The organism is Streptomyces flavovariabilis, assembly GCF_000725785.1.
Lineage (GTDB): Bacteria > Actinomycetota > Actinomycetes > Streptomycetales > Streptomycetaceae > Streptomyces > Streptomyces hawaiiensis.
This window is the reverse complement of sequence record NZ_JNXD01000016.1, coordinates 79,183-101,678: the sequence shown is the minus strand read 5'-3', so window position 1 is coordinate 101,678 and position 22,496 is coordinate 79,183. Positions and strand designations below refer to the sequence as shown.

At 72.4% G+C, this 22,496-nt stretch carries 18 protein-coding genes and 1 pseudogene; 13 read left to right on the top strand and 6 right to left on the bottom strand.

Annotated features, from left to right (window positions below):
* Positions 1-108: 108 nt before the first annotated feature.
* Positions 109-435: an antibiotic biosynthesis monooxygenase family protein gene (locus IO24_RS0126565; protein ID WP_031113632.1), complete on the top strand. Its 327-nt coding sequence runs from the start codon at positions 109-111 to the stop codon at positions 433-435.
* Between the two features lie 74 nt (positions 436-509).
* Here IO24_RS0126565 and IO24_RS0126560 read toward each other — a convergent pair whose 3' ends face one another.
* Complete coding sequence (locus tag IO24_RS0126560; RefSeq protein ID WP_031139687.1) at positions 510-1,862, bottom strand: diacylglycerol/lipid kinase family protein; 1,353 nt, start codon at positions 1,860-1,862, stop codon at positions 510-512.
* A gap of 364 nt (positions 1,863-2,226) precedes the next feature.
* Here IO24_RS0126560 and IO24_RS0126555 point away from each other — a divergent pair, with 364 nt between their 5' ends.
* Positions 2,227-2,907 (top strand): hypothetical protein, encoded by a 681-nt coding sequence (locus tag IO24_RS0126555; protein ID WP_031139685.1) that lies wholly within the window; start codon positions 2,227-2,229, stop codon positions 2,905-2,907.
* Positions 2,908-3,590: 683 nt separating this feature from the next.
* Positions 3,591-4,700 carry a GNAT family N-acetyltransferase gene (locus IO24_RS0126550; protein ID WP_045296553.1) on the top strand — a complete coding sequence of 370 codons (1,110 nt, stop codon included), beginning with the start codon at positions 3,591-3,593 and terminating at the stop codon, positions 4,698-4,700.
* Positions 4,701-4,745: 45 nt separating this feature from the next.
* On the opposite strand, the gene IO24_RS0126545 is transcribed toward IO24_RS0126550, so the two are convergent.
* Complete coding sequence (locus IO24_RS0126545) at positions 4,746-5,336, bottom strand: AMIN-like domain-containing (lipo)protein (RefSeq protein WP_031139681.1); 591 nt, start codon at positions 5,334-5,336, stop codon at positions 4,746-4,748.
* A gap of 149 nt (positions 5,337-5,485) precedes the next feature.
* On the opposite strand from IO24_RS0126545, the gene IO24_RS0126540 reads away from it, so the two are divergent.
* A complete protein-coding gene (locus tag IO24_RS0126540) occupies positions 5,486-8,017 on the top strand; it encodes a SpoIIE family protein phosphatase (protein ID WP_078899386.1) in 2,532 nt (843 codons plus the stop codon).
* A 113-nt stretch (positions 8,018-8,130) separates the two neighbouring features.
* Positions 8,131-8,823 (top strand): GAF and ANTAR domain-containing protein, encoded by a 693-nt coding sequence (locus IO24_RS0126535; RefSeq protein WP_031139677.1) that lies wholly within the window; start codon positions 8,131-8,133, stop codon positions 8,821-8,823.
* A 22-nt stretch (positions 8,824-8,845) separates the two neighbouring features.
* On the opposite strand, the gene IO24_RS0126530 is transcribed toward IO24_RS0126535, so the two are convergent.
* A complete protein-coding gene (locus tag IO24_RS0126530; protein WP_031139675.1) occupies positions 8,846-10,978 on the bottom strand; it encodes a SpoIIE family protein phosphatase in 2,133 nt (710 codons plus the stop codon).
* 399 nt (positions 10,979-11,377) lie between these two features.
* Entirely contained in the window at positions 11,378-11,560 is a 183-nt protein-coding gene (locus tag IO24_RS0126525; protein ID WP_031139673.1) for a hypothetical protein, read from the bottom strand.
* A 246-nt stretch (positions 11,561-11,806) separates the two neighbouring features.
* Here IO24_RS0126525 and IO24_RS0126520 point away from each other — a divergent pair, with 246 nt between their 5' ends.
* The 8 genes and pseudogenes from IO24_RS0126520 (at position 11,807) to IO24_RS0126485 (ending at position 19,416) form a co-directional block, all read left to right on the top strand.
* Entirely contained in the window at positions 11,807-12,628 is an 822-nt protein-coding gene (locus tag IO24_RS0126520) for a chitosanase (RefSeq protein ID WP_031139671.1), read from the top strand.
* Between the two features lie 89 nt (positions 12,629-12,717).
* The gene (locus tag IO24_RS0126515; protein ID WP_031139669.1) at positions 12,718-13,680 is read left to right on the top strand and encodes a DMT family transporter; all 963 of its coding nucleotides are present in this window, start codon (positions 12,718-12,720) and stop codon (positions 13,678-13,680) included.
* A gap of 60 nt (positions 13,681-13,740) precedes the next feature.
* Positions 13,741-16,001, top strand: a pseudogene (locus tag IO24_RS41035) (MMPL family transporter).
* A 285-nt stretch (positions 16,002-16,286) separates the two neighbouring features.
* On the top strand, positions 16,287-16,883 hold the full coding sequence (locus IO24_RS0126505; protein WP_037668477.1) for a hypothetical protein: 597 nt from the start codon (positions 16,287-16,289) through the stop codon (positions 16,881-16,883).
* A gap of 70 nt (positions 16,884-16,953) precedes the next feature.
* Complete coding sequence (locus IO24_RS0126500) at positions 16,954-17,319, top strand: phage holin family protein (RefSeq protein WP_234335283.1); 366 nt, start codon at positions 16,954-16,956, stop codon at positions 17,317-17,319.
* The gene (locus tag IO24_RS0126495) at positions 17,295-17,999 is read left to right on the top strand and encodes a DUF3618 domain-containing protein (RefSeq protein WP_037668474.1); all 705 of its coding nucleotides are present in this window, start codon (positions 17,295-17,297) and stop codon (positions 17,997-17,999) included. The genes IO24_RS0126500 and IO24_RS0126495 overlap by 25 nt, the downstream gene beginning before the upstream one ends.
* A gap of 105 nt (positions 18,000-18,104) precedes the next feature.
* The gene (locus IO24_RS0126490) at positions 18,105-18,554 is read left to right on the top strand and encodes an SPW repeat protein (protein ID WP_031139660.1); all 450 of its coding nucleotides are present in this window, start codon (positions 18,105-18,107) and stop codon (positions 18,552-18,554) included.
* A gap of 82 nt (positions 18,555-18,636) precedes the next feature.
* Positions 18,637-19,416, top strand: a complete 780-nt coding sequence (locus tag IO24_RS0126485) for a DUF2382 domain-containing protein (RefSeq protein ID WP_031139658.1) — start codon at positions 18,637-18,639, stop codon at positions 19,414-19,416.
* Positions 19,417-19,498: 82 nt separating this feature from the next.
* Here the strand turns inward: IO24_RS0126485 and IO24_RS0126480 are convergent, their stop codons facing one another.
* Together IO24_RS0126480 and IO24_RS0126475 are read right to left on the bottom strand one after the other, a co-directional pair.
* Positions 19,499-20,263 carry a sulfite exporter TauE/SafE family protein gene (locus IO24_RS0126480; protein WP_031139656.1) on the bottom strand — a complete coding sequence of 255 codons (765 nt, stop codon included), beginning with the start codon at positions 20,261-20,263 and terminating at the stop codon, positions 19,499-19,501.
* A gap of 176 nt (positions 20,264-20,439) precedes the next feature.
* Positions 20,440-22,494 carry a DUF1996 domain-containing protein gene (locus IO24_RS0126475; protein WP_031139654.1) on the bottom strand — a complete coding sequence of 685 codons (2,055 nt, stop codon included), beginning with the start codon at positions 22,492-22,494 and terminating at the stop codon, positions 20,440-20,442.
* Positions 22,495-22,496: the final 2 nt, after the last annotated feature.

Below are 22,496 nucleotides of genomic sequence, written 5' to 3'. Positions count from 1 at the left end.
TCCCCTCGACGTGTGAGAGCGACCCTAACCCATATTTGAACGCGTTCAAAACACTGGGAACAGGCAGGGCTCACCCTGCACACATGTGCCATCGGGCAAGATGGGCCCATGAGCGTAGTCAAGATCAACGTGCTGACCGTGCCCGCCGAGCAGCGGGAGACGCTGGAGAAGCGGTTCGCCTCCCGCGCGCACGCCGTGGAGAATTCCGACGGGTTCGAGTGGTTCGAGCTGCTCCGCCCGGTGGAGGGCACCGACACCTACCTCGTCTACACCCGGTGGCGTGACGAGGAGTCGTTCCAGGCCTGGATGGAGGGGCCGATGAAGTCCGCGCACCAGGGCGGCGGCGAGGGCGGCGAACGACCGAAGCCCGCGGCCAGCGGCTCGACCCTGTGGTCCTTCGAGGTGGTGCAGCAGGCCGGGCCGAAGGAGGCGTGACCGACGGCGCACCGTGCGAGGTCCCCCGTGCCGCATCGCACGGGGGACCTCGCGCGTGACGGCCGTATCGGCGCTCAGGTGCGCCGGGAACGGGCGGGCACGGCGGTGCGGCCGACCGCGGCCGCCAGCTTGCGCAGCCGGCGCCAGTCGAGACGCGGGGGCGCCTCGGGGACTCCGGGACGGTTGCGCGGCACCCGGACGCGCAGGGCGCGACGTGCGATGCGGCAGTGGACGGGGGCGGCCATGGTGAGCGCCTCGCCGTCGAGGCCGACCTCCAGCTGCGGTTCGTCGGCGTCGACGACGACGCGCTGGGCGGTGAGCACGGTGAGTCCCTCCGGGCGCGGGGACAACAGGAGTTCGGCCGCTTCCACGGCACTGTCCACACGGACGGCCAGCACCCCCAGCCGCCCGGAGTTGAGCCGCTCGCGCCGGCCGAAGCCGAAGGGGTCGTCCATGCGGTAGGCGTTGTTGCTGACCAGGATCGCCTGCGGACCGGCGACCGTGACGCCGTCGGCGGTGGCCGTCAGCCGCGGACCGCTCTGCCGGGTGAGCAGGTCGGGCAGTCGTTCCAGGGCCGCGCCCACCTTGTCCTCGCGGTAGCCGGGGCTCTGGACGACGGCCCCGTACACGCCGAACGAGGCGTTGTTGACGAACGGGCGGTCGTCGGCGAACCCGAGATCGACGCGGAGTTCCACGCCGTCGGTGAGGGCATCGAGGCAGGTGGCGGGGTCGTCCCGGTCCAGGCCCAGGTCCATGGCGAAGTGGTTGCGCGTACCGGCGGCGATGACGAGGAACGGCAGGCCGTGTTCCGCGGCGACGGCGGCGACCAGCGCCTGGGTACCGTCACCGCCCGCGACGCCCAGGAGGTCCGCTCCGTCGGCCACGGCGGCTTTGGCCAGTGCGGTGACGTCCTGCTGCCGGGCCGGGTCGAGCAGGACGACCCGGGCGCCCAGCGACTCGGCCTTCTCCTGCAGGTTGAACTTTTCGACCTTGCCGCCGCCGGAGCGCGGGTTGAGCAGCAGGAAGGGGTGCAGCGGCGGTGGTGTGCGGTATTCCTTGACCCGTACGGACCGCAGGCCCGTGCTGCGCAGGGCGTAGCGGCCGCTCCAGACCGCCCCGCACCACAGGAGCAGGGACAAGAAGACCACCCAGAGCAGATTCGCGGTGGCGAAGAGGGTGATGAGGCCGACGGGCGCGACGACGGCCAGCGCGGCCGACGCGATGCGGACAGCTCCCCGCCGGGACAGGACCCACCAGAGCGCCGCAGCGGTCAGGGCGAGACCCGCGAGGCCCGCCACAAGGAGGAGCAGCCCTCGCAGACCGCCGGAGACGAGCGGCAGCAAGGCCGCCAGAGCGGCCGCGGCCAGGGCGCCCCTGGCGGCCCATCTCTGCCGGCGGTGAAACCGTTCGTCCATCGCCGATCCCATGTCGTCCCTCCGCTCGAAGCGGCGCGGGCGGACTCCCGAGACCGCGCCCGGCCGTGACCATGGTGCCCGCCGACGCGTCGGCTCTGCCACTGCCGTCCTGGACGGCTCCCCTGCCGCCGGGCACGTCAGACGTGAAGATCCCCGAGGGCGGAGCCATCGGTAGCGTACGCGGCCTCTTGGGAGCGGTTCCGCGCGCCGGGGCGCATCGGTATCGGCATGCGCGCTCGTCTCCCGGCGACGAGGTGGCCGGCACACGATGAAGCGGAAGTCGAGCCGGTCCACGAGACCTGGCGCCGAGGCGAGCAGGTAGGCTCCTCTGCTGATCACCGGCCGACACGAACAACAGGGGGGCTCCGTGCGGGCCATGGCCACCGTGACGACGACCGCGCTCTGCCTGCTGGCGAGCGCGGCCCTGGCCGGGTGCGGAGCCGGCGGCTCCGGCGAGGACGGATCCGCCGGCGACATCCTCGACGAGGCCAACGCGACGATGCGCGAGCTCGACTCCGTCACCGTCGACATCACCAACCGCACCACGCGTGGCGGCACGGTCACCAGCCACCTCGTGACCGATCTGGACGGCCGGTGCAGGTCCAAGACGACCTGGTCCGGCGGTGGCGCCCTGGAGCAGATCCGTCTGGACAAGACCGACTACGTCCGTCCGAACCGCGCCTACCTGCAGAAGTGGAAGAACAACCCGGGCGTCACCGGCGAGCAGAGGCTGTGGGTGAAGACGCCCGTGGACCCGGCCTCTTCGGGAGGCGACGGACTCACCTCCTGCAAACGGCCCTTCGACTCGTTCGGCACGGCGAGGAAGGGCGACTCGACCCGCGTCGAGGGCACGAAGGCCGTCGAGCTGATCGTGACCGACAAGGCGGACAAGGAAGGGACGTACACCTTTTACGTGGCCGAGGAGGGCGAGCCGTATCTGCTGAAGACGGTGTACAAGAGCGCCGCGCAGCACACCACCACGTCGTTCAGCGGATTCGACGAGCCGCTGAACCTGCGGGCGCCGAAGCCGGGCGAGGTGCTGAGCGTCGGCGGCTGAGCACCCGCCGGACGGCAGCGCTTTCCGTTCGATTTCCGGCGGCAAGCGGCCCAGTGGGACGAATCGTCACACCAGGGCTTGACGAGGCGGAGCCGGGCTCGGCCTACTGGAAGGCGCAGCCGGCCGTGTCGGGGGTCTGGTCCGGTGCCGGCCCTGGGGGTCGAGTCCACTTTGCACTCCCCCGCCGGAACGCATGTCTGGGGTCTGATGGTGCGGCGACGTTGGGCGGCGGCGGTGGGCCTGGTGGTCTGTCTGCTGTTGCTGCAACTCGCCGTCCCCGCACTCGTGGGCGACGGGCGCCCGGCCGTGGCGGTCACGGCGGCGGTGGACGCGACAGAGTCGGGCGCGGCTTCGAGCGCCCGGGCCGCAGGGGCCGAAGAGCCGTGTCCCTGTGAAAGGCAGTCATCCGGGCCGCGGCTCGCGGCGCGGACGCCACGGGCCGCGGGTGCGGCCGGAGTGAACCCGGCGGTGACCGGGGCGGCCGTGGTGGGCCAGGCGCGTACGCACCTCCGTGCGACAGGAGCCGGCCCATGTCCGGGAACGGTCCGTTCCGCCCCGAGCGCTGCCCGGTTGCAGACGTTCCGCTGCTGAGTGACGGCAGTACCGACAAGGGCCTGCGCCGTGCGGCCCGGGTGCTGCCTGGTGCCGGTACCCGGTGATGTGCAGGCCTTCGTGTGTCCCCCATGCCGAAGACACAGGAGGCAGAGTTGCCTGGAAAGCGCGTTCTCGTTCTGAGGCCGGACGAACTCGGCCCGAACGGCCAGAAGATGTGGCGCGAGATCCGGACGGAGTCCGGCGCCCCCGCGAATCCCTTTCTCGACCCCGCGTTCACCGTGGCGGTGGGACAGGTCAGGCGGGGGGCGAGAGTGGCGGTGTTGCAGGACGACGGTTCCCCGGTGGGGTTCTTCCCGTACGAGGCCGGGGTGCTGGGACGGGGCCGGGCCATCGGACTGGGGGTGTCCGACAGCCAGGGGGCCGTGCTGCGTCCCGGGATCCGGCTGGACGCTCGCCGGCTGTTACGGGTCTGCGGGCTGTCGTCCTTCGAGTTCGACAACCTCGAAGCCGGTCAGGGTGCGTTCGTGCCGCACGCGGCCGAGGAGCTCGCCTCCCCGGTCGTCGACATCGGCGAGGGGTTCGAGGCGTACACGCGGCGACTGCGGGCACAGTCGCCGGGTTTCCTCAGACAGACCCTGGCCAAGGAGCGCAAGCTGGTCCGGCAGGTCGGCGAGGTGCGCTTCGTGTACGACGCCCGGGACGCCGGTGCGCTGCGGGCGCTCATGGAGTGGAAGTCGGCACAGTACCGGCGGACCGGCCGGCGGGACCGGTTCGCCCAGGAGTGGATCACCCGGCTGGTGGAACTGCTCGGGGAGAGCGAGGAACCGGAGTGCCGCGGGGTGCTGTCCGTGCTGTACGCCGCGGACCGGCCCGTGGCCGCGCACTTCGGGCTGCGGTCGCGCACGGTGCTGTCCTGGTGGTTCCCGGCGTACGACCGCGCCTACGCCAAGTACTCCCCCGGTCTCGTGCTCCAGTTGAAGATGCTGGAGGCCGCGGCGGCCGACGGGGTCGAGACCCTTGACCTGGGAAGCGGTCCGGCCCGCTACAAGGAGTCGCTCAAGACACGTGACCTGCGCGTGTACGAAGGAGCGGTGGTACGGGCGGTGCCGGGAGGAGCCGTGCACTGGCTGGGCCGGGAGCCCGCCCGGGCGGCCCGTCGCTTCGTCCGCAACCGGCCCCGCCTGGCCGGTGCGGCGGCGCGGACCCTTGAGGAACTGGGCCGGTTGCGCGGCGGCTGAGACCGGCGCGCCCGGCTCCGGGGAGCCGGGCGCGGTGTGGTCCGGTCAGCCCGTGGCGGTCCAGCTGTGGGCGACGTCCACGATGACGCGGTCGTCCAGCTGCTGCACCCGGAAGGGCAGCCGGGCACGGACGCCGAGGCCGATCTGGGTGTCGCCCTCGAAGCTGCCGGCGAACCGGGTGTCCCGGAAGGTGCGGTAGCCGGTGAGGTCCACTCCCGGCAGCGGGCGCGCCACCCGGCCCGGGTACGTGGCCGCGCCGGTCTCCGGGTCGTACGCGGGCGCGACCACCCGCACCTCGAGGACGGCGCCGCCGGCCACGGGGATGTGGCGGCCGGAGCCGTCCTGGTAGAGCCGCTCGACGTACTGGACGGTGTAGCCGACGCCACTGCCCGCGCCGGGCACGTCGACGACCATCCGGTCGAAGCAGGTGTGACGACCGGTCCTGACGTTAGTCACCGAGGCGACCGTGGCGCCGGCGTCGGTCTTGGCGAGGCTTCCCCAGCCGGTCGGACACGTCGTGGCCTGTGTGACGGAGCGCGGGGTGGCGACCTGTGCGGCGCCGGCCGGGACCGCCGCCACACCCACCGTTGCGCCGACGAGCGCGAGAGTCGCGCATGCTCTTCTGATTCGTACCATTGCCGCCCCCGAGGCTTGCATGTGGTTGATGCCGGGTGAGACGACCGGGCGGACCGAAAGGTTGCACTTACCGCGCCGGACCGCCGAGCATGGCACATCCTGGTGGGGAGCGATTGGTGTCCGGTGCGTCCGTACCGGGAGGACGCGACATGGATGAGGCAGCCGCCGTACCGGACGGGCCACGGTCAGCCGGTGGCCGGAGCCGGGACGCGGGCCGGATCGAGGATGCCCTGACGACGCCGCTGGTGGAGGCCGTACGGGACCTCGACGGCTACGGCGGACTGGTGTACCTGCGCTCCCGCGACCGGCGCTCGCTGGTGCTCGCGATGGTCACCGGGGTGCCCCGCTCGCTGCTCAGGAGCTGGTGGCGGGTGCCGGTGGGCGGTGCTCTGCCCATGGCGGAGGCCTACCGGCGCGACGAGACGCTGTGGCTGCCGGACGAGCGCGCCGGCATGGTGCGCTTCCCGCACTTCACCGCCGGGCTGCCCTACTCGTTCGGCTCCGCCTACCAGCCGGTCCGGTCCGGCGGCGGGACCGTGGGCGTCCTCGTCGTGCTGCGCTCGGCGGCCCGGGCTCCGATCGACGCGCCGGCGGTGGATCTCGCGCTGCGTCCCGCCGAGCGGGCCATGGAAGAGGGCCTCGACCGCCTCGCCCCACGCCGGCCCGGTCCCGGCCCCGCCGCCTACCGCGTCGAGTACGACGACGAGCCGATCAGTGTGCGGCTGCCCACCTCCGCCGCCCGGCCGGTCCGGGTCGGGCTCATCGACTGGGACCTGGACAGCGACCGGTGCACGGCGGACGACGAGGCCCTGGAGCTGCTGGGCATCGACCGGGCGGGGTACGGCGGCGCCATCGTGGACATCGAAGCCCGGGTCAGCCCCGACGACCTGCACGAGCTGCGGGAGAGCCGGCACGACGCGCTGGCCGACGGCCGGGTCAGGTCCCGGCACTTCCGGGTGCGGGACGAGTCCCGGGGCGAGGGGAAGACCAGCTACCGGCCGGTCGAACTGTGGGGCCATCTCGTGCACGGCGGCGCCGGCTCCGGGCGGATCCTGGTGGGTGCCCTCGTCGACGCGGGCGGCGGACTCGCCGCGGCCGAAGCGGCCGAGCGGCTGCCCGACGGGCTGTTCTCGCTGGACCAGGACGGCCGCCTGACGTATGCCAACCGCCGCTGCGAGGAGCTGCTGGGTTCCGGCCGGGAGGAGCTTTTCGGCCGCTATCCGTGGGAGGTGATCACCTGGCTCCGGGACCCCGCGTACGAGGACCGCTACCGGGCGGCGATGCTGTCGCAGGAGCAGGTGTCCTTCCTCGTCCGGCATCCCAACGGGATCTGGCTGAGCTTCGTGCTGTACCCGGACGTGCACGGGCTGACCGGCCGGGTCTTTGCGACCGGGCCGCCCACCGGGGCCGAGCAGGGCCCGGAGGCCGGTTCCGCCACGGTTCCCGGCGTCTCGGCCCCCGCGCCCGGGCCGGTCACCGCCGCGCGTGCCGGAGCTCTCTACCACGTGGTGCAGATGGCGAGCGTGCTCACCGAGGCGGTCACCGTGCAGGACGTCTGCCGGGCCGTGTCCGAGCAGCTGCTGCCCGCTTTCGGCGCCCGGGAACTGGCGCTGTACACCGTCCGCGAGGGACGGATGTACCTGTTGTGGGAGTCGGGATACCCGGAGGGCTTCCTCACCCCCTTCGAAGGTGTCACCCTCGACACGCAGCTGCCCGGCGTCCACGCGCTGACCACGCGTCTCCCCCTGTTCTTCGAGTCGCCCGAGGACCTCTCCCTCGCCTATCCGGGCATCACCCTGGACCGCATGAACGCCTGGTCGTTCCTGCCGCTGATCGCCTCCGGTCGTTCGGTGGGCTCCTGCATCCTCGGCTGGGACACCCCGCACCGCTTCACCCCGGACGAGCGCTCCGCCCTCACCGCCCTGAGCGGCCTGGCCGCCCAGGCGATGGAGCGGGCCCGGCTCTACGACTCTGAGTCCGCCGTCGCCCGCGGCCTCCAGGAGGGGCTGCTGCCGCACCGGCTGCCCGCCGTCGAGGGCCTGCGCACCACCGGCCGCTATCTGCCCGGAACGCAGGGCATGGCGATCGGCGGCGACTGGTACGACGTGATCACCACCGGGCGTGGTGTGGCCCTGGTCATCGGGGATGTCGAGGGCCACAGCGTCGGCGCCGCCGCGGTGATGGGGCAGCTGCGCAGCGCGGTGCACGCCTTCGCGGCGAGCGAGCGCCCGCCGCAGGAGGTCATCACGCACACCAACCGGCTGCTGACCGAACTGGAGTCGGACATCTTCGCCACCTGCTGCTACATCGAACTTGACCCGCGGACCGGACGGGCCCTCGCCGTGCGGGCCGGCCATCCTCCGCCGCTGCTGCGCCACCCCGACGGGCGGGCCGAGACACTGGATCTCGTGGGCGGCGTCATGCTGGGCGTGCAGCCCGACTCGGTGTACCCCGTCACCGCGCTCACCCTGGCCCCCGGCAGCGTTCTCGCCCTGTACACCGACGGGCTGGTGGAGCGGCCCGGCAGCGACATCGAGACGGGCATCGACGCGGTCCGGCGCCGGCTGTCCGAGACCCCGGCGGACTCGGTGGAGTATCTCGCCGACCGGCTGGTGGGGACGGCCCGGCGGGCCCGGGAGCGGCCGGACGACGTGGCTCTGCTGCTGACGGCGTACCGGTGATCGCGGCGTTGGCTCCGGGTGTGCCGCCCGGACACCCGGCGGATCGGACGAACGGCCGTACGAAGCGGCGCGGGGTACCGTGGGCGGGACCGGCGAGCAAGGCGGTGGTGGCGGTGGATTGGCAGCGGTACGCCGAGCAGATGGCGCAGCTCGCCCGGGATCTGGTCGGACAGGATTCGGTCCAGGCGACGCTGGACGCGATCGCGTCGTCCGCGGTGAAGCTGGTCGAGGGGTGCGACGCGGCGGGGATCCTGACGGTCTCCAAGGGCCAGGCCGTGACCCTGGCCGTGTGCGGAGACATGGTCGCGGAGTCGGACCGGCTGCAGGGCGAGCTCGGCGAGGGGCCGTGCTTCGACGCCGCGCGCCGCGTGGACGGCGAGCGGCTGTTCCGTATCGCCGACATGACCCGGCCGCAGCCGTCCTGGCCGCGGTACAGCAAGGCCGCCCGCGACCTCGGGATCGGCAGCATGACCGGCGTTCTGCTGTACACCGAGGAAGAGAACTTCGGCGCGCTGAATCTGTACTCGCGCCGCCCCGGGGCCTTCGGTGCGGACATCGAGGCCGCGGGCTGGCTGCTCGCCTCGCATGCCGCGGTGGCGCTGGCCACCGCCCGTACCGTCGACCAGCTCGAGCACGCCCTGGAGACCCGGCACGCCATCGGTGAGGCCATGGGCATCCTGATGGAACGCCATCAGCTGAGCGAGGACGACGCCTTCGGCGTGCTGCGGCGCATCTCCCAGGACCACAACCTCAAGCTGCGCGACGTGGCCCGGCGGGTCCGGGCCGACCACCCGGGCCAGGCCTGACGGGTCGGTTCGGGCGGCTGTCTCACGCCGGCCCGTCGCGCAGGCGGGAGGCGCGCAGGAGGAGGACCGCGATGTCGTCGGTGTGCTGTCCGGTGGGGGTGGTGTGGCGGACGAGCCGGTCGATGAGCCGTTCGAGGTCGTGCCCGTCTGCGGTGTCCAGGTGCCCGGCGAGGTCGGTCGTGGTGCGCGTGACGTCGGTGCCGGGGAGTTCGACCAGGCCGTCGGTGTAGAGGGCGAGGGTCGTGCCGGGGAGCAGGGGCACGGTGGTGACCGGGTAGCGGGCGCCGGTGTCGATGCCCAGCAGCGGGCCGGGCTCGACGTCGAGGACCCCGGCGGGCCGGCGCGCGTGGCGCAGCAGCGGCGGCACGTGTCCCGCGCTGGCGAAGGACGCCTGGTGGCGGCCCAGGTCGAGGTGGACGTAGAGGCAGGAGACCAGCAGGTCGGAGTCGAGGTCGGCCAGGAGCCGGTTGGTGCGGGCGAGGACCTCTCCGGGTGCCGCGCCGGCGGTGGCGTGGGCGTGGATGGCGGTACGGACCTGGCCCATCAGGGCGGCGGCGGCGACGCTGTGGCCTTCCACGTCGCCGATGACGGCGGCCGCGGTCGTGTCGTTCAGGCGCAGGACATCGAAGAAGTCCCCGCCGACCTCGGTGCCGTGGCCGGCCGGCAGGTAGCGGGCGGCGACGTGGAGGCCGGGCAGGCGTGGCAGGGCCCGGGGCAGCAGGGCGCTCTGCAGTTCGTGCACGAGCCGGTGTTTGGTGTCGTAGAGGCGGGCACGGTCGAGGGCCTGGGCGATCAGGCCGGACAGCGAGGTGAGGACGGCGCGTTCGTCGGCGGTGAAGGTGTGCGGCCGGGCGTAGGACAGGATGCAGCAGCCGACGGGCCGGCCGGAGATGATCAGGGGGAGGAACGCCCAGGCCTGCTTGCCGCTGATCTGGGGTGCTCTGGGGTAGCCGGCGGCCAGCTCGGCGGGGTGGGCGAAGAAGGCGGGGGTGCCGCTGACGAGGACCTGGCCGGCGGGGGTCAGGTCGGTGTCCAGGGACAGGGCGTCGAGCCGATCCATGACGTCGGCCGGGTAGCCGTGGTAGCCGGTGATCTTCAGCCGTCCGGCGTCCACGCCGGACAGCACCAGGCCCTGGGCGCCGAACGCGGGCAGGATCTGGTGGGCGATCAGTGCGACGAGATCGCGCACGGTCACCGTCTCGGTGAGCGCGGCGGCCAGGTGCACGAGTTGGTAGCGGCGTCCCGTCGGTGCCGGGAGCGGGGGCCGTGCGCCGGCGGGCGGCCGGTCCTCGCCCTGCTCCGCGCTCGGCAGCACGCGGACGCTGATGCCGCTGGTGTCGGGGTAGAGCTGGAAGGTCAGCGGCTGGTCCGGTGGGCGGGGCGCCGTGAAGGAGACGGGGGCGCGGCTGACGAGCGCCGTGCGGTAGTGGTCCTCGTAGACGGGGTCGTCGAGCCAGGGCAGGGACTGCCAGGGCCGGGTGCCGAGGAGCCGGTCGGCACCGCGGCCGAGCAGGCGGGCCGCGGTGGCGGTGACGAAGGTGATGCGGCCCTCCAGGTCGAGGGCCAGGGCGCCCTCGGGGAGGCGTTCGAGGTAGTCGGCGGCGGCCAGGCCGGTCTGCCCGGGGTGGCGTGTGGCGTCGACGGGGACGACACGCGGCAGGTCGGGCAGGGACGGCGGCTGGGCGGCGTCGTCCAGGAGGCGGGCCATGCGGCGGGCGCTGGAGGTGAGGTGGGCGCGTTCGCGCGGCGTGACCCGGCGCGGCCGGCCGGCGGGCCACATCAGCACGAGGCCGCCCCAGGAGCGTCGTACGCCGGTCAGCGGGACGGCGGCCAGGGCGAACGGGTAGGGCAGGACGGCGGCGGCGCGGGGGTAGCGGCGGGCCATCTCGTCCTGGCAGGCGACGCTGACCAGTGCGTCGTCGTGGATCGCGTCGGCGACCGGGACGGGTGCGGTCAGGGGCAGCCGCCGCCAGGGGGCGGTGAAGGCCACCGGCAGACCGCACAGGGCCACCAGGCGCAGCACCGGCTCCGCCTCCTCGATGAGGTAGAGGCCGCCGATCGAGGCGCCGGTACCGCGCACGGTCTCGGCCAGCGCCGCCCCCAGGGCGTCGTCCAGCGATCCGGCGCCGCCGGGATACTCGTCGCTCACGGGCATGGTGTCCTCCCGCTCCTACCCGGACGCTACGCCTGGCGGAGCGTGCGGGCATGTCGTCGGGACGGGCGCCCGGTTTGCAGCTGAATGTGCAGGGCCCGGGGCCTGCTGCTCGACCGGGTCCGGGCATACGTTGAGGCGGACGAGCCGCCGTCACCCGACGAGATCACCAGCGCCTTCCGGGGCGCCTGCCACGGCGGGCACCTGCCCACGGCGCGGTACCTCCACGAGCGCGGCGCCGATTCCGAGCTGGTGCGGCTGCGACGGCATGACCCCGCTCGACATGGCCCGCGCCCAGGACGCCGCGACGTCGTGCGGTGGCTGTGCGACCTGGGCGCGAAAGCCGCACCCAGGGCCTGATGTGAAACGACAGACCGTGGCGTCCCGCCCGGGCGGGACGCCTCACAGGCAGTAGCGCACGAGCCATTCGTCCTGGTTGTACGCGATGCGCGCCGGGTCGGGCACACCGGCCGCCCGTTCCTCGACCATGTCCTCCACGCGCACCGGCTCCGGCAGCGCCCCGAAGCGGGCCCGGCGGGCGGCGCCCTCCGTCTCGCTCCCCTGCTGCGACGTCGACTCGTCCACGGCGATTCCCCTCTCCGGCTGGTCGGTCCGACCGTTCGGCCCTTGGTGGGCAAAGAGTTGACGTGCGAGAGCGGCTCATGGTTCCCGCCGTGTGACTCAGCCCCAGAAGGAGCGCCGCCGGCGGCTTGTCCGAGCGTAGGAACTTTCAACTCGACGGTTCCGCTTGCCGCCTCCCAGTGATAGGAAACCTTCCTATCAGTTCTGTACGGCCGGCCCTTCCAACCCCCCACTCCGTCTGGAGGCACCGTGAGACACCTCTCGGCCCCGGCTACCCGCCGCACCGTCCTCGCGCTGTTCGGCACGGCCCTCGCGGCCACCCCGTTGCTGAACCCGCCGCACGCCACGGCGTCCGTGCGTGCGATCGGGCTCGACGACCCGGCGAAGAAGGAGATCGCCATGCGGCTCGTGTCGAGCGCGGAGAACTCCTCGCTCGACTGGAAGGCGCAGTACCAGTACATCGAGGACATCGGCGACGGCCGCGGCTACACCGCCGGCATCATCGGGTTCTGCTCCGGCACCGGCGACATGCTGGACCTCGTCGAGCTGTACACCGACCGCAAGCCCGGCAACGTCCTCGCGAAGTACCTGCCGGCCCTGCGCGAGGTCGACGGCTCCGACTCGCACGACGGGCTCGACCCGGGTTTCCCCGGCGACTGGCGCCGGGCGGCACGTGACGCCGGATTCCGGCGCGCCCAGGACGACGAGCGCGACCGGGTGTACTTCGACCCGGCGGTCCGGCAGGGGAAGGCGGACGGGCTGCGCGTGCTGGGCCAGTTCGCCTACTACGACGCCATCGTCATGCACGGCGACGGCGGCGACCCCCTGAGCTTCCGCAACATCCGCAAGCGGGCCCTGTGGACGGCGAAGCCGCCGGCACAGGGCGGTGACGAGGTGACGTACCTCAACGCCTTCCTGGACGCACGGGTGTGGGCCATGAAGCAGGAGGAGGCGCACAGCGACACGAGCCGGGTCGACACGGCGCAGCGCGTCTTCCTGCGCGGGCGCAACCTCGATCTGAACCCGCCGCTGGACTGGAAGGTCTACGGCGACAGCTACCACATCGGCTGACCGCCACCGGCCCGGCCGGGAATTGGTCCACCAAGCGGGTACGGAAGTGGACTCCTTGCCGGGCCGCCCGGCTGCCTAGCGTCGCCCGTATGAACACCACGACCACGCGCGGGGCCCTGCTCGCCGCGCTCGCCTGCGTCCTCGTCGGAGGGTCCTTCACCGCCAACAGCCTCCTGGGCGACTACCCCTACGCGGGTGGCCAGTTCCTGCGCTACGGGCTGGCCTTCCTGCTGCTGGTCCCGGTGGCCGGGAAGGGCGTTGCCGGCCGGCTGCGGGCCCTGACACCCCGCCAGTGGGGCCGTCTCGTCCTGCTCGCGGCGGTCGGCATGGTCGGCTTCAATCTGGCCGTCATCGCCGCCGAGCGCACGGCGGAACCGGCGGTGCCCGGGGTGTTCGTGGGCTGCGCGCCGGTGGCCGTCGCCGTGCTCGTGCCCCTCCTGGACGGACGCAGGCCCCAACGGGCGGTGCTGTACGGGGCGTTGCTCGTGGCCGTAGGTGCCCTCACGGTCCAGGGCTGGGGGCGCTCGGACGCCACGGGCATCGCCTTCTCCGTGTGCGCCCTGGCCGGGGAGGTCGGATTCGCCGTGCTCGCGGTTCCCGTACTGCGGCCGCTCGGCCCCCGGCTGCTGTCCGCCACGGTGTGCGCGGTCGCCGCGCTGGAGTCGGCGGCGGTCGGGCTGTTCGTCGACGGCGCCGGCTGGCTGCGGCGTCCGGACACCGTCGAGACGGCCGCGCTGCTGTGGCAGGCGGTGGTGGTCACCGTGGTCGGATTCGTGTGCTGGTACATGGGCATGCAGCGGATCGGCGCGGAACGCGCCACCCTGTTCTCCGGCCTCATCCCGGTGGCGGCGGCCTGCACCGCACCGCTCGTCGGCACGGGCTCCTACGGACCGGCGCAGGCGGCGGGCAGTGCGCTGGTCGGGCTCGGTGTGGCGCTCGGATCGGGAGCGCTGAGGCGGGCGGGGCGCGACCGCCGTGCACGGGGTCGGGCCTTCCGGGGGAACGGGCGCCCGGAGTGCCGTGGAGCCCGCGTGCCTGGAACGCCGAAGTGATCCGGCGCGCCTCTAATGGGACGGCATCGCACCCCCCGGCCGACACAGGAGACGACGTCCATGCCGCACAGCCGCACCGGTGAAGGGGACCAGAAGGCCACGCGTGGGGGCGTGCTGCGGCAGCTGGGCGAATGGTGCGCACGCCACTTCGTGGTCGTCATCATCGCCTGGCTGGTCGCGCTGGTGGCATTGCAGGTCGTCAGCCGGGTGGCCGGCGGGGAGTACTCCGACAACTTCTCCCTGCCCCAGGCACAGTCCCAGAAGGGCCTGGACGTGCTGCAGGCGCACGATCCACAGGCCGGCGGCTACAGCAGCCAGATCGTGCTGCACGACGACCGGCAGGCCCTGACCGCGCTGAGTTCCCAGATCTCGGCCACGGTCGCCGGCCTGGAGAAGCTGCCGCACGTCCTGTCGGCCCAGAACCCGCTGTCCGCGCAGGGATCGTCCTCGGGGCAGTCGCAGCAGCAGAACGTCGGGCCGCTGTCCGACGACCAGAAGACGGCGTACCTCACCGTCCGGTTCGACGTGCAGCCCTCGACGCTCGGCGACGACTACCTGAACGGGGTCGACAGTGCCGTGCAGTCGCTGCGGTCGGCCGGTGCGGAGGTCGAGTACGGCGGGCCGCTCGGCGAGCTCGCCCGGCCGGACGCCGACGACCGGGTGAGCGAGCTGATCGGTTTCGGCGTGGCCGTCGTCGTGCTGCTGGTCGGGTTCGGGAGTGTCGTCGCCGCCGTCGTTCCGCTGCTCACCGCGCTCATCAGCGTCGTCGGCGGTCTGGCGATTCTCGGGCTGCTGGCCGCCGCGTTCACCTTCGCGACGGTCTCCCCGACCCTGGCCACCATGATCGGGCTCGGCGTCGGGATCGACTACGCCCTGTTCATGATCACCCGCCATCGGCAGAACCTCGTCGACGGCGCGGACCCGGTGCGGGCCGCCGGGCAGGCCACGGCCATCAGCGGTCACGCCGTCCTCGTCTCCGGCTGCACGGTGATCGTCGCGCTCGCGGGCCTGTCGGCCTCCGGGGTCGGGTTCATCGGTCTGCTCGGACTCGCCGCCGCGGTCACCGTCGTCTCGGCCGTCGTCGGCGCGCTCACCCTCGTCCCGGCCCTGCTCGGACTCATCGGCCGGCGCATCGACCGCTACCGGGTGCGCCGTCCCGTCGCCGAGACCGACACAGCGGCGGGCGAAACACCCCAGGGCACCTGGCACCGGTACGCGCAGCGGGTCGAGCGCCGACCGCTGTGGTTCCTGACGGCGGGTGTCGCCGTGGTCGTGGTGCTCGCGATCCCCGTGTTCTCCATCCAGCTCGGCCACATCCGCGACGGCGCCGATCCGACGTCCTTCACCGACCGGCGGGCCTACGACCTGATGACCGACGCGTTCGGGCCCGGGTCCAACGGACCGCTCACCGTCGTCATCGACCAGACCGGCGTGCCGGACTCGCAGCGTTCCGGTCTGGCCTCCAAGGCCCAGCAGTCGCTCGACTCGGCCCAGGGGGCCGCCGAGGTCACCCCCCTGACACCCTCACAGGACGGCGGTGTCCTGGTCGGCACCGTCTACTCGACGCGGTCCCCGCAGAGCGCCACGACCACGGGCCTGACCAACCGTCTGGTCGATCACACACTGCCGGACGCGGTCCAGGGCACGGACGCCAAGGGCTATGTCACCGGTACGACGGCCGCCCAGGTCGACTTCCGCGACATCGTCGCCTCCCGGCTGGTCGTGATCATCCTCGTCGTGGTCGGCCTGGCGTTCCTGATCATCCTGGCCGTGTTCCGGGGGCTGCTCGTCGCCGTCAAGGCGGCCGTCCTGAACGTCCTGTCGATCGCCGCCTCGTACGGCGTGGCGTCGCGGTGTTCCAGTGGGGCTGGGGCGGTCCCGCGCTCGGCGTCAACGGCACGGTGCCCATCGAGAGCTATGTGCCGATGATGATGTTCGCCATCATCTTCGGCCTCAGCATGGACTACGAGATCTTCCTGCTCTCCCGCGTCCACGAGGCATGGCTGCGCACCGGGGACGCCAAGGCCTCCGTGGCCCACGCCCTGGAGATCACGGCCCGGGTCATCACGTGTGCCGCACTGATCATGGCGAGTGTGTTCGCGGCGTTCATCGTCAGCGACAACATCGTGGTCAAGCTGCTGGGGCTGGGGCTGGCCGTCAGCGTGCTGATCGACGCGACCGTCGTACGCCTGCTCATGGTGCCGGCCGTGATGACACTGCTCGGGCGGCACGCCTGGTGGATGCCGCGGTGGCTGGACCGGGTGCTGCCGCACATCGACGCCGAGGGAGCACAGGCCGGGGCACGCTCGGCAGCTCCCTGAAGCGTGCCCCAACTCCTCTGCGGCATCGACTCTTTGCGACGGCTCCGCATCTCGTCCTGATAGCCCTAGGCCCGAAAAATCTCCTTTTCCTGTTTTGGCCTAGTTGGGGTGGTTAATCGAGGAGGGTGCGTGTGGGACGACGCTGGAGCACGAAGGGCCGGCGGCGAGCCCCCGGCACCCGGCCGGACGCGCCGAAGCGCGGCGGTGGACGGCATATGCCGTCGCCGCGGGCGCTCCGGGTTTTGACGAGTTCGAATTACGGGCGGTGCCTGAGGGAGAGGACCCATGAGCGACATGGCGAATGTGAGCACCGGTCGTGCTCAGCAGGCCGGACAGACGGCGAAGCAAGAGACGTCGGTCACGGCCGGTCAGGCCAGAGAAGGGGCGAGCGAGGTCGTCGGCACGGCCACCGACCAGGTCAGAGCCGTAACCGGTGAGGCCAGGGCGCAGGCCGGCGCGATGGCCGGTGACCTGCGGACGCGGGTCAGCGAGGAGGCTGAGAGCCAGGCACGACGCGGAGCGCAGGTGATGCGGCAGTGGGCGGACGACCTGTCCGGTCTCGCGGACGGCGCTGACACGGACTCACCCGCCAAGAGCCTGGTGACGCAGGCGGCCGACCGCGGTCACCGCGCCGCCGACTACCTCGACACACGGGGCGTGGGCGGCCTGGTGGGAGACCTGCAGGACTTCGCCCGCAAACGGCCCGGCGCCTTCCTCGGCGGGGCGGTACTGGCCGGGTTCGCCGTCGGACGGCTCGCCAAGGCCGGGAGCAAGACCAACGGTTCCGGCTCGAGCCCGTCGGCGCAGCCGCGCACCTCCGGCCCGCAGGGCCTGCCCGGGGACGCGGTGCCTTCGGAGCTGCCTGTTCACGGGGGGGCGTGAGATGTCGACGCTCATGCCCCACGCCCCGCAGCGCCGCTCCCCGAAACACCGCGGACAGGAGGACAGCTCGGTGGGGGAGCTGCTGTCGACGGTGACGTCGGACGTGCAGCAGTTGCTGCGTCAGGAGGCGGAACTGGCGAAGGCCGAGATCCGGGAAGAGGCCACCAAGGCGGGCAAGGCCGCCGGCATGTTCGGCGGCGCCGGTTTCGCCGGCTACATGGTGGCCGTTTTCCTGACCCTGGCGGCGGTGTTCGCCCTGGCGAACGTCATGGACGCCGGATGGGCCGCGCTGATCGTCACCGGCGTCTGGGCGGTGATCGGCCTGATCCTCTACCGCCGCGGCCGCGCGCAGATGCGCACCGTGTCGCCGAAGCCGGAGCAGACCATGCAGACGCTGAAGGAGGACATGCAATGGGCACGGCACCCGACCAGATAAGGGCCGACATCGAATCCACGCGGGAGAGACTGTCCGAGGACGTGACCCGGCTGGCCGACCGCGCCCGCCCCCGCCGGATGGTACGGCGTCGCACCCGGCGTGTCCGCGGCGCGCTGCACGGGGTCAGGGAACGGGTGATGGGCAGCGCTTCGGAGATCACCGGGCAGACCGCCGACCGCACCCAGCAGGCCGCACAGTCGGTGCAGGACACCACCGGCCAGGCCGCGGACACCGCGCGCCAGGCCGCCGGGAAGGTCACCGACACCGCCCGGCACACCGCCGAGCAGGCGACCGAGGCCGCACGGCAGGCCCCGGAGCAAGCGATGCGGCAGACCCAGGGCAACCCGTTGGCGGCCGGCCTGATCGCCTTCGGCGCCGGATTGCTCACCGCCTCGCTGCTGCCCACCTCGCAAGCCGAGGAACAGGCGGCGGAGCGGGCCGGACAGGCCGTCGAGCCGGTGAAACAGGCCGCGCTGGAGTCCGCGCAGCACTTGAAGGACGACGCCGCCCAGGCGGGCCGCCAGGCCGCCCAGGAGGTGAAGGACACCGCCTCCGAAGCCGCCCGCACCACCAAGGAACAGGCCAGGGAACAAGCCGGGCAGGTCGCCGACCAGGCCCGTCAGTCCGCGCAGACCACGGCCGAGGAGGCACGCGGGCAGACCCGCAGCTCCGGCCCGTAGGCACCCCGCAGCCCTCCTGGTCGTCCGTGCTCCACCGGCGCGGCCCAGCAGTACCCCATGCCTACGGAGGCGATCGCAGTGACGTCACCCAGCTCCGGGTCGACCATGGAAAACCATCCCGACATCCTCGACATGCGCCAGCGCCACGCGATGGCCGAGCGCGCCACGACGACCTCGCGGGCACAGATGGTGGAGACGCTGGCCCTGCTCACGGGCCTCTACCTCGCGGCCTCCCCCTGGATCGTGGGGTTCAACGGCGGCGGTTTCGTCCGGCTGGCCGTCACCAACCTCATCACGGGCATCGGCTACGCCCTGCTGATGAGCGGCGGCTTCGGCCGCGCCTACGACCGCATGCACAGCATGGCGTGGGCCGCGTGTGCCCTGGGCGTGTGGACGATCGTCGCGCCCTGGGTGGTGGCAGGCAGTGTCGACACCACCCGCACCGTCGTGAACAACATCATCACGGGTGCGATCGCCCTGCTGCTCGCCCTCGCCGCCACAGCGGGAGCCGCCATGCGCTCCGCGAGGGGCGGACAGGGCGCGTCCGGAGGCTGATACGGCCGAGCCGACCGCTGATTTCACCCTGCCGGCCATGCGCGGCCGGACCTGTCAAGTACCGATATTCAGGAGTCGCAGTATGATCACCCGAGAGCAGATTCCCACCGTGCTGGACCACCCCGTCCATGACGCCAGCGGCGCCAAGATCGGCGATGCCAGGCACGTATTCTTCGACGACGTCACCGGCGAGCCCGAGTGGGTCAGCGTACGGACCGGCCTGTTCGGCACCAGTGAGTCCTTCGTGCCCATCCACGACGCGGCCGTCGTCGAGGACCACCTCGAGGTGCCGTACGCCAAGGACCAGGTCAAGGACGCGCCGAACGTCGACATAGACGCCGGCGGTCACCTCTCCGAGCAGGAGGAGGAGCGCCTGTACCAGTACTACGGCATCAACTGGGACGCCGCCTGGCAGGATGCGCCTTCCGGCACCGGCCGGGCCGCCGGCACCACCGGCACCACCGGCACCACCGACGACGCGATGACCCGGTCCGAGGAGGAGATGCACGTCGGTGTCGAACGCCGCGAGGCCGGCCGGGCCCGACTGCGCAAGTACGTCGTCACCGAAGAGCAGCAGTACACCGTCCCCGTACGCCACGAAGAGGTCCGCGTCGAGCGCGAGCCGATCAGCGACACCAACCGCGACAGGGCGATGACCGGGCAGGACATCACCGAGGCGGAGCACGACGTCACCCTCTACGAGGAACAGCCCGTGGTGGAGACCAGGGCGGTACCGAAGGAGCGGGTGCGCCTGACCACCGAAGAGGTCGAGGAGGAGGAGACCGTCACCGGCGAGGTCCGCAAGGAACGCATCGAAACCGAGGGAACCGACGAGCAGGGGGACCAGCGGCGCCGCCGCTGATCTCCGCCGGGCGCCCGGGGAGGAAGGACCGACGGCCCTTCTCTCCCGGGCGCCCCGCGCTGTCGGCGAGGGGCGGGCGGGATCAGTGGAGCACCAGGTGCACGAGGGCGACGGTGCCGACCGACACGATCAGGGTCCGGAGGACGGCGGGGCTGAAGCGGCGGCCCGTCCTGGCTCCGATCAGGCCGCCGAGCGCCGATCCCGCGGCGATGAGCACGACGGCCGTCCAGTCGAAATGGGCGAAGAACAGGAACAGCAGGGCGGCGACGGTGTTGACGACGGCCGCCAGCACGTTCTTCACGGCGTTGAGCCGCTGGAGCGTCTCGTCGAGCAGCATGCCCATCAGGGAGACGTAGATGATGCCCTGCGCGGCGGAGAAGTAGCCGCCGTAGACACTCGCGAGCGTCAGCCCGGTGAACAGCAGCGGGCCGCCGTCGCGGCGGACGGGTCCGCCCGACGCGCGACGGCGACGCACTCTCTTGGCGATCCAGGGCTGGCACGCGACCAGGACGAGGGCCAGACCCACCAGGACCGGCACGATCCGTTCGAACGCCGACGCCGGCAGGGTCAGCAGCAGCACGGCGCCGACGAGGCCGCCCAGCACCGCACCGATACCGAGCAGGAGGACGCGCCTGCCCTGGCCGCGCAGTTCCTCGCGGTAGCCGACGGCCGCGGTGATGGAGCCGGGGACCAGGCCCAGCCCGTTCGACACCGTGGCCGTGACCGGGGGCAGTCCGGTGGCCAGCAGGACCGGAAAGGTGATCAGCGTCCCCGAGCCGACGACGGCGTTGACGGCCCCGGCGCCCGTGCCGGCGGCGAGGACGGCGGCCATCTCCCACGGTGTCACGCTGCCGCTCCACCGCGTGCGCCGTTCCAGGTGAGGTTCATGGGGTCACGCTAGACGGTGGGTGCTTCGGCGGCCGTCGAAGGGTGCCGGGGTACGGCCTCGGCCCAACACGCGGAACGGCGGCGGGATCCGGTGGGGACCCCGCCGCCGTGGTGGCTGACGCCTGTGCGTGGCTCCTAACCGCGCCGCACCCTGCGCAGGACGACGAAGCCCGCGATCACCAGGACGGCGCCGGCCGCGGCCGGCCAGAGCTGGGCGCCGGTGTCGGCCAGGCCGCCCTCGCCCACCGCCTGCGGCTCGGTCCGGGACGGGACCGAGGGGGTCGGTGCGGCACTGGTCGCCGTGCCGACGGCCTGGGACTCGCCGAGGCCGTCCGTGTCCTCGCCGTCGCCCCCGTCGCCGCCCTTCGAACCGCCGTCCTGCTCCGCGGCGTCGCCGCCGTCGGCCGAGGAGGTGGCCTTCACCGCGGGCCCGGCGTCGCCGGGAGCCGTGGACGCGTCGCCGGGCTCCGGTTCGGGGGCCGGCTTGGCCGCCGGAGGCTTCGCAGCCTCACCCTTGCCGTCGTCACCGCCGTCACCCTTGTCCCCGGGCTTTTCGCCGCCGTTCCCGCTCTGCGGGGCGCCGGGCGTCTTGGTCGGCTCCTCCTGCGGGACCTCAGGGGTCTTCGTCGGCTGCTCCTGCGGGACCTCAGGGCTCTTCGTCGGCTGCTCCTGAGGAGCCTCCGGCGTCTTCGTCGGCTCCTCCTGGGGCTCCTCCTGGGGCTCCTCCTGGGGCTCCTCGCCGGGTGCCGGGTCCTGCCCGCCGCCCGCTCCGGCGCCGCATGTGCGGCCGTCGTTGATGCAGTCGACCATCTCCCCCATCAGATCCTCGTCGAAGATGTTGATGAAGTCGCCGTGGTCCGTCACCGGCTTGTGCAGCTGCTCCGGGAAGGAGTCGACCGCGAACAGCGGTGCCGTACGGCCGCCGTCGTTCAGGCTCGGCGCGTCGATGTCGTAGACGATGCGCTGGACCAGTTGCGGAATGGGGCGGAAGCCGGACGGGCAGATGCCGGCGGCGTCCGCGAACGCCACGTGGGTGCGGTGGTTGGCGCTGTCGATGTTGCGCCCGTCCCAGCAGCTCTGGAACTTGAAGGTCCGCACGACGTCGCTGCCCTGCGGGCACAGCGGGTACTTGTCCTTCAGCTGCCGGTCCTCGAAACCGGTGCAGCTCCAGGAGGCGTTGGCGTTGGCGGGGCCGTTGACGAACGACTTGGCGTCACCGGTGATGATGCGCAGCAGCCGCGGCATGGCCGTGACCTTCTCGCGCGGGTTGCCGACGAACGTCAGCGTGACCTGCTTCGGCGTGACGATCTCGCCGGCGTTGCCCTCGATGCCGCCGCCGGGCTTGTCGGCGTCCTGCTCCTGGGTGCCGTTCTGCAGGCGCACGACGGGCCAGTAGTACGACGACTTGTCGCCCTGGTCGTCGCAACTGGTCTCGGCGTTCGCGAGGTCCTGATCGCTGGCGAAGGCGTTGTTGGCCTGGTTGCCGACGTAGTCGTGGAAGTGGTGGGCGCCGTTGGTGACGCCCGGAGCGGCGATGATGTTGTCGGAGTTGAACAGACCGTTGTCGTTCACTCCGCAACTGGTGGCGAAGGAGCCGCGGGACGCGTTGCCCTTCTGGCGGGGGTTGTTCACGTTCGGCTGGACGCTCTTGATGTCCGCGAAGTCGGCGGCGACGGGGCCGTTGCCCGCCTGTCCGCCGTTGGCGCCCTGGCCCTGGCCCTGCCCCTGGCCGTCGGCCTGCTCCTGGCCGGGCTGCTCGGCGGCGCCGTCCTGGCCTTCGCCTTGCGCGGGAGCCTGGTTGCCGTCCTCCACGGTGCAGGCGGCGAGGGCCTCGAGCCCTTGGGGACGGTCCCCCACGCGGTCGATGGCGATCGCGATGCGTTCGAGGGTCGCGGCCCGCTTCTCCTTCAGCGGGTTCACGATCGCGTTGCCGGCGAAGCCGGGATCCTGCTGCACCTGTCGTGCCGATGCGCTCAGCCGCTGATAGGCCTTGGCGATCTGCTCGTCGAGGAGGGCGAGTTCCTTGTCGACCTCCCCCCGCGCCTGTTCGGGGACCGAGGTCAGCTTGCTGCCGACGTCCGGGCAGTCGATCGTGGCGCCCGCGGTCCGATCCCCCGTGCCGGACCGCGTCTGGGCGGAGTCCCCGCCCGAACCGCCGTCCGTGGCCGAGGCGTAGACGTTCGCGGCCATCA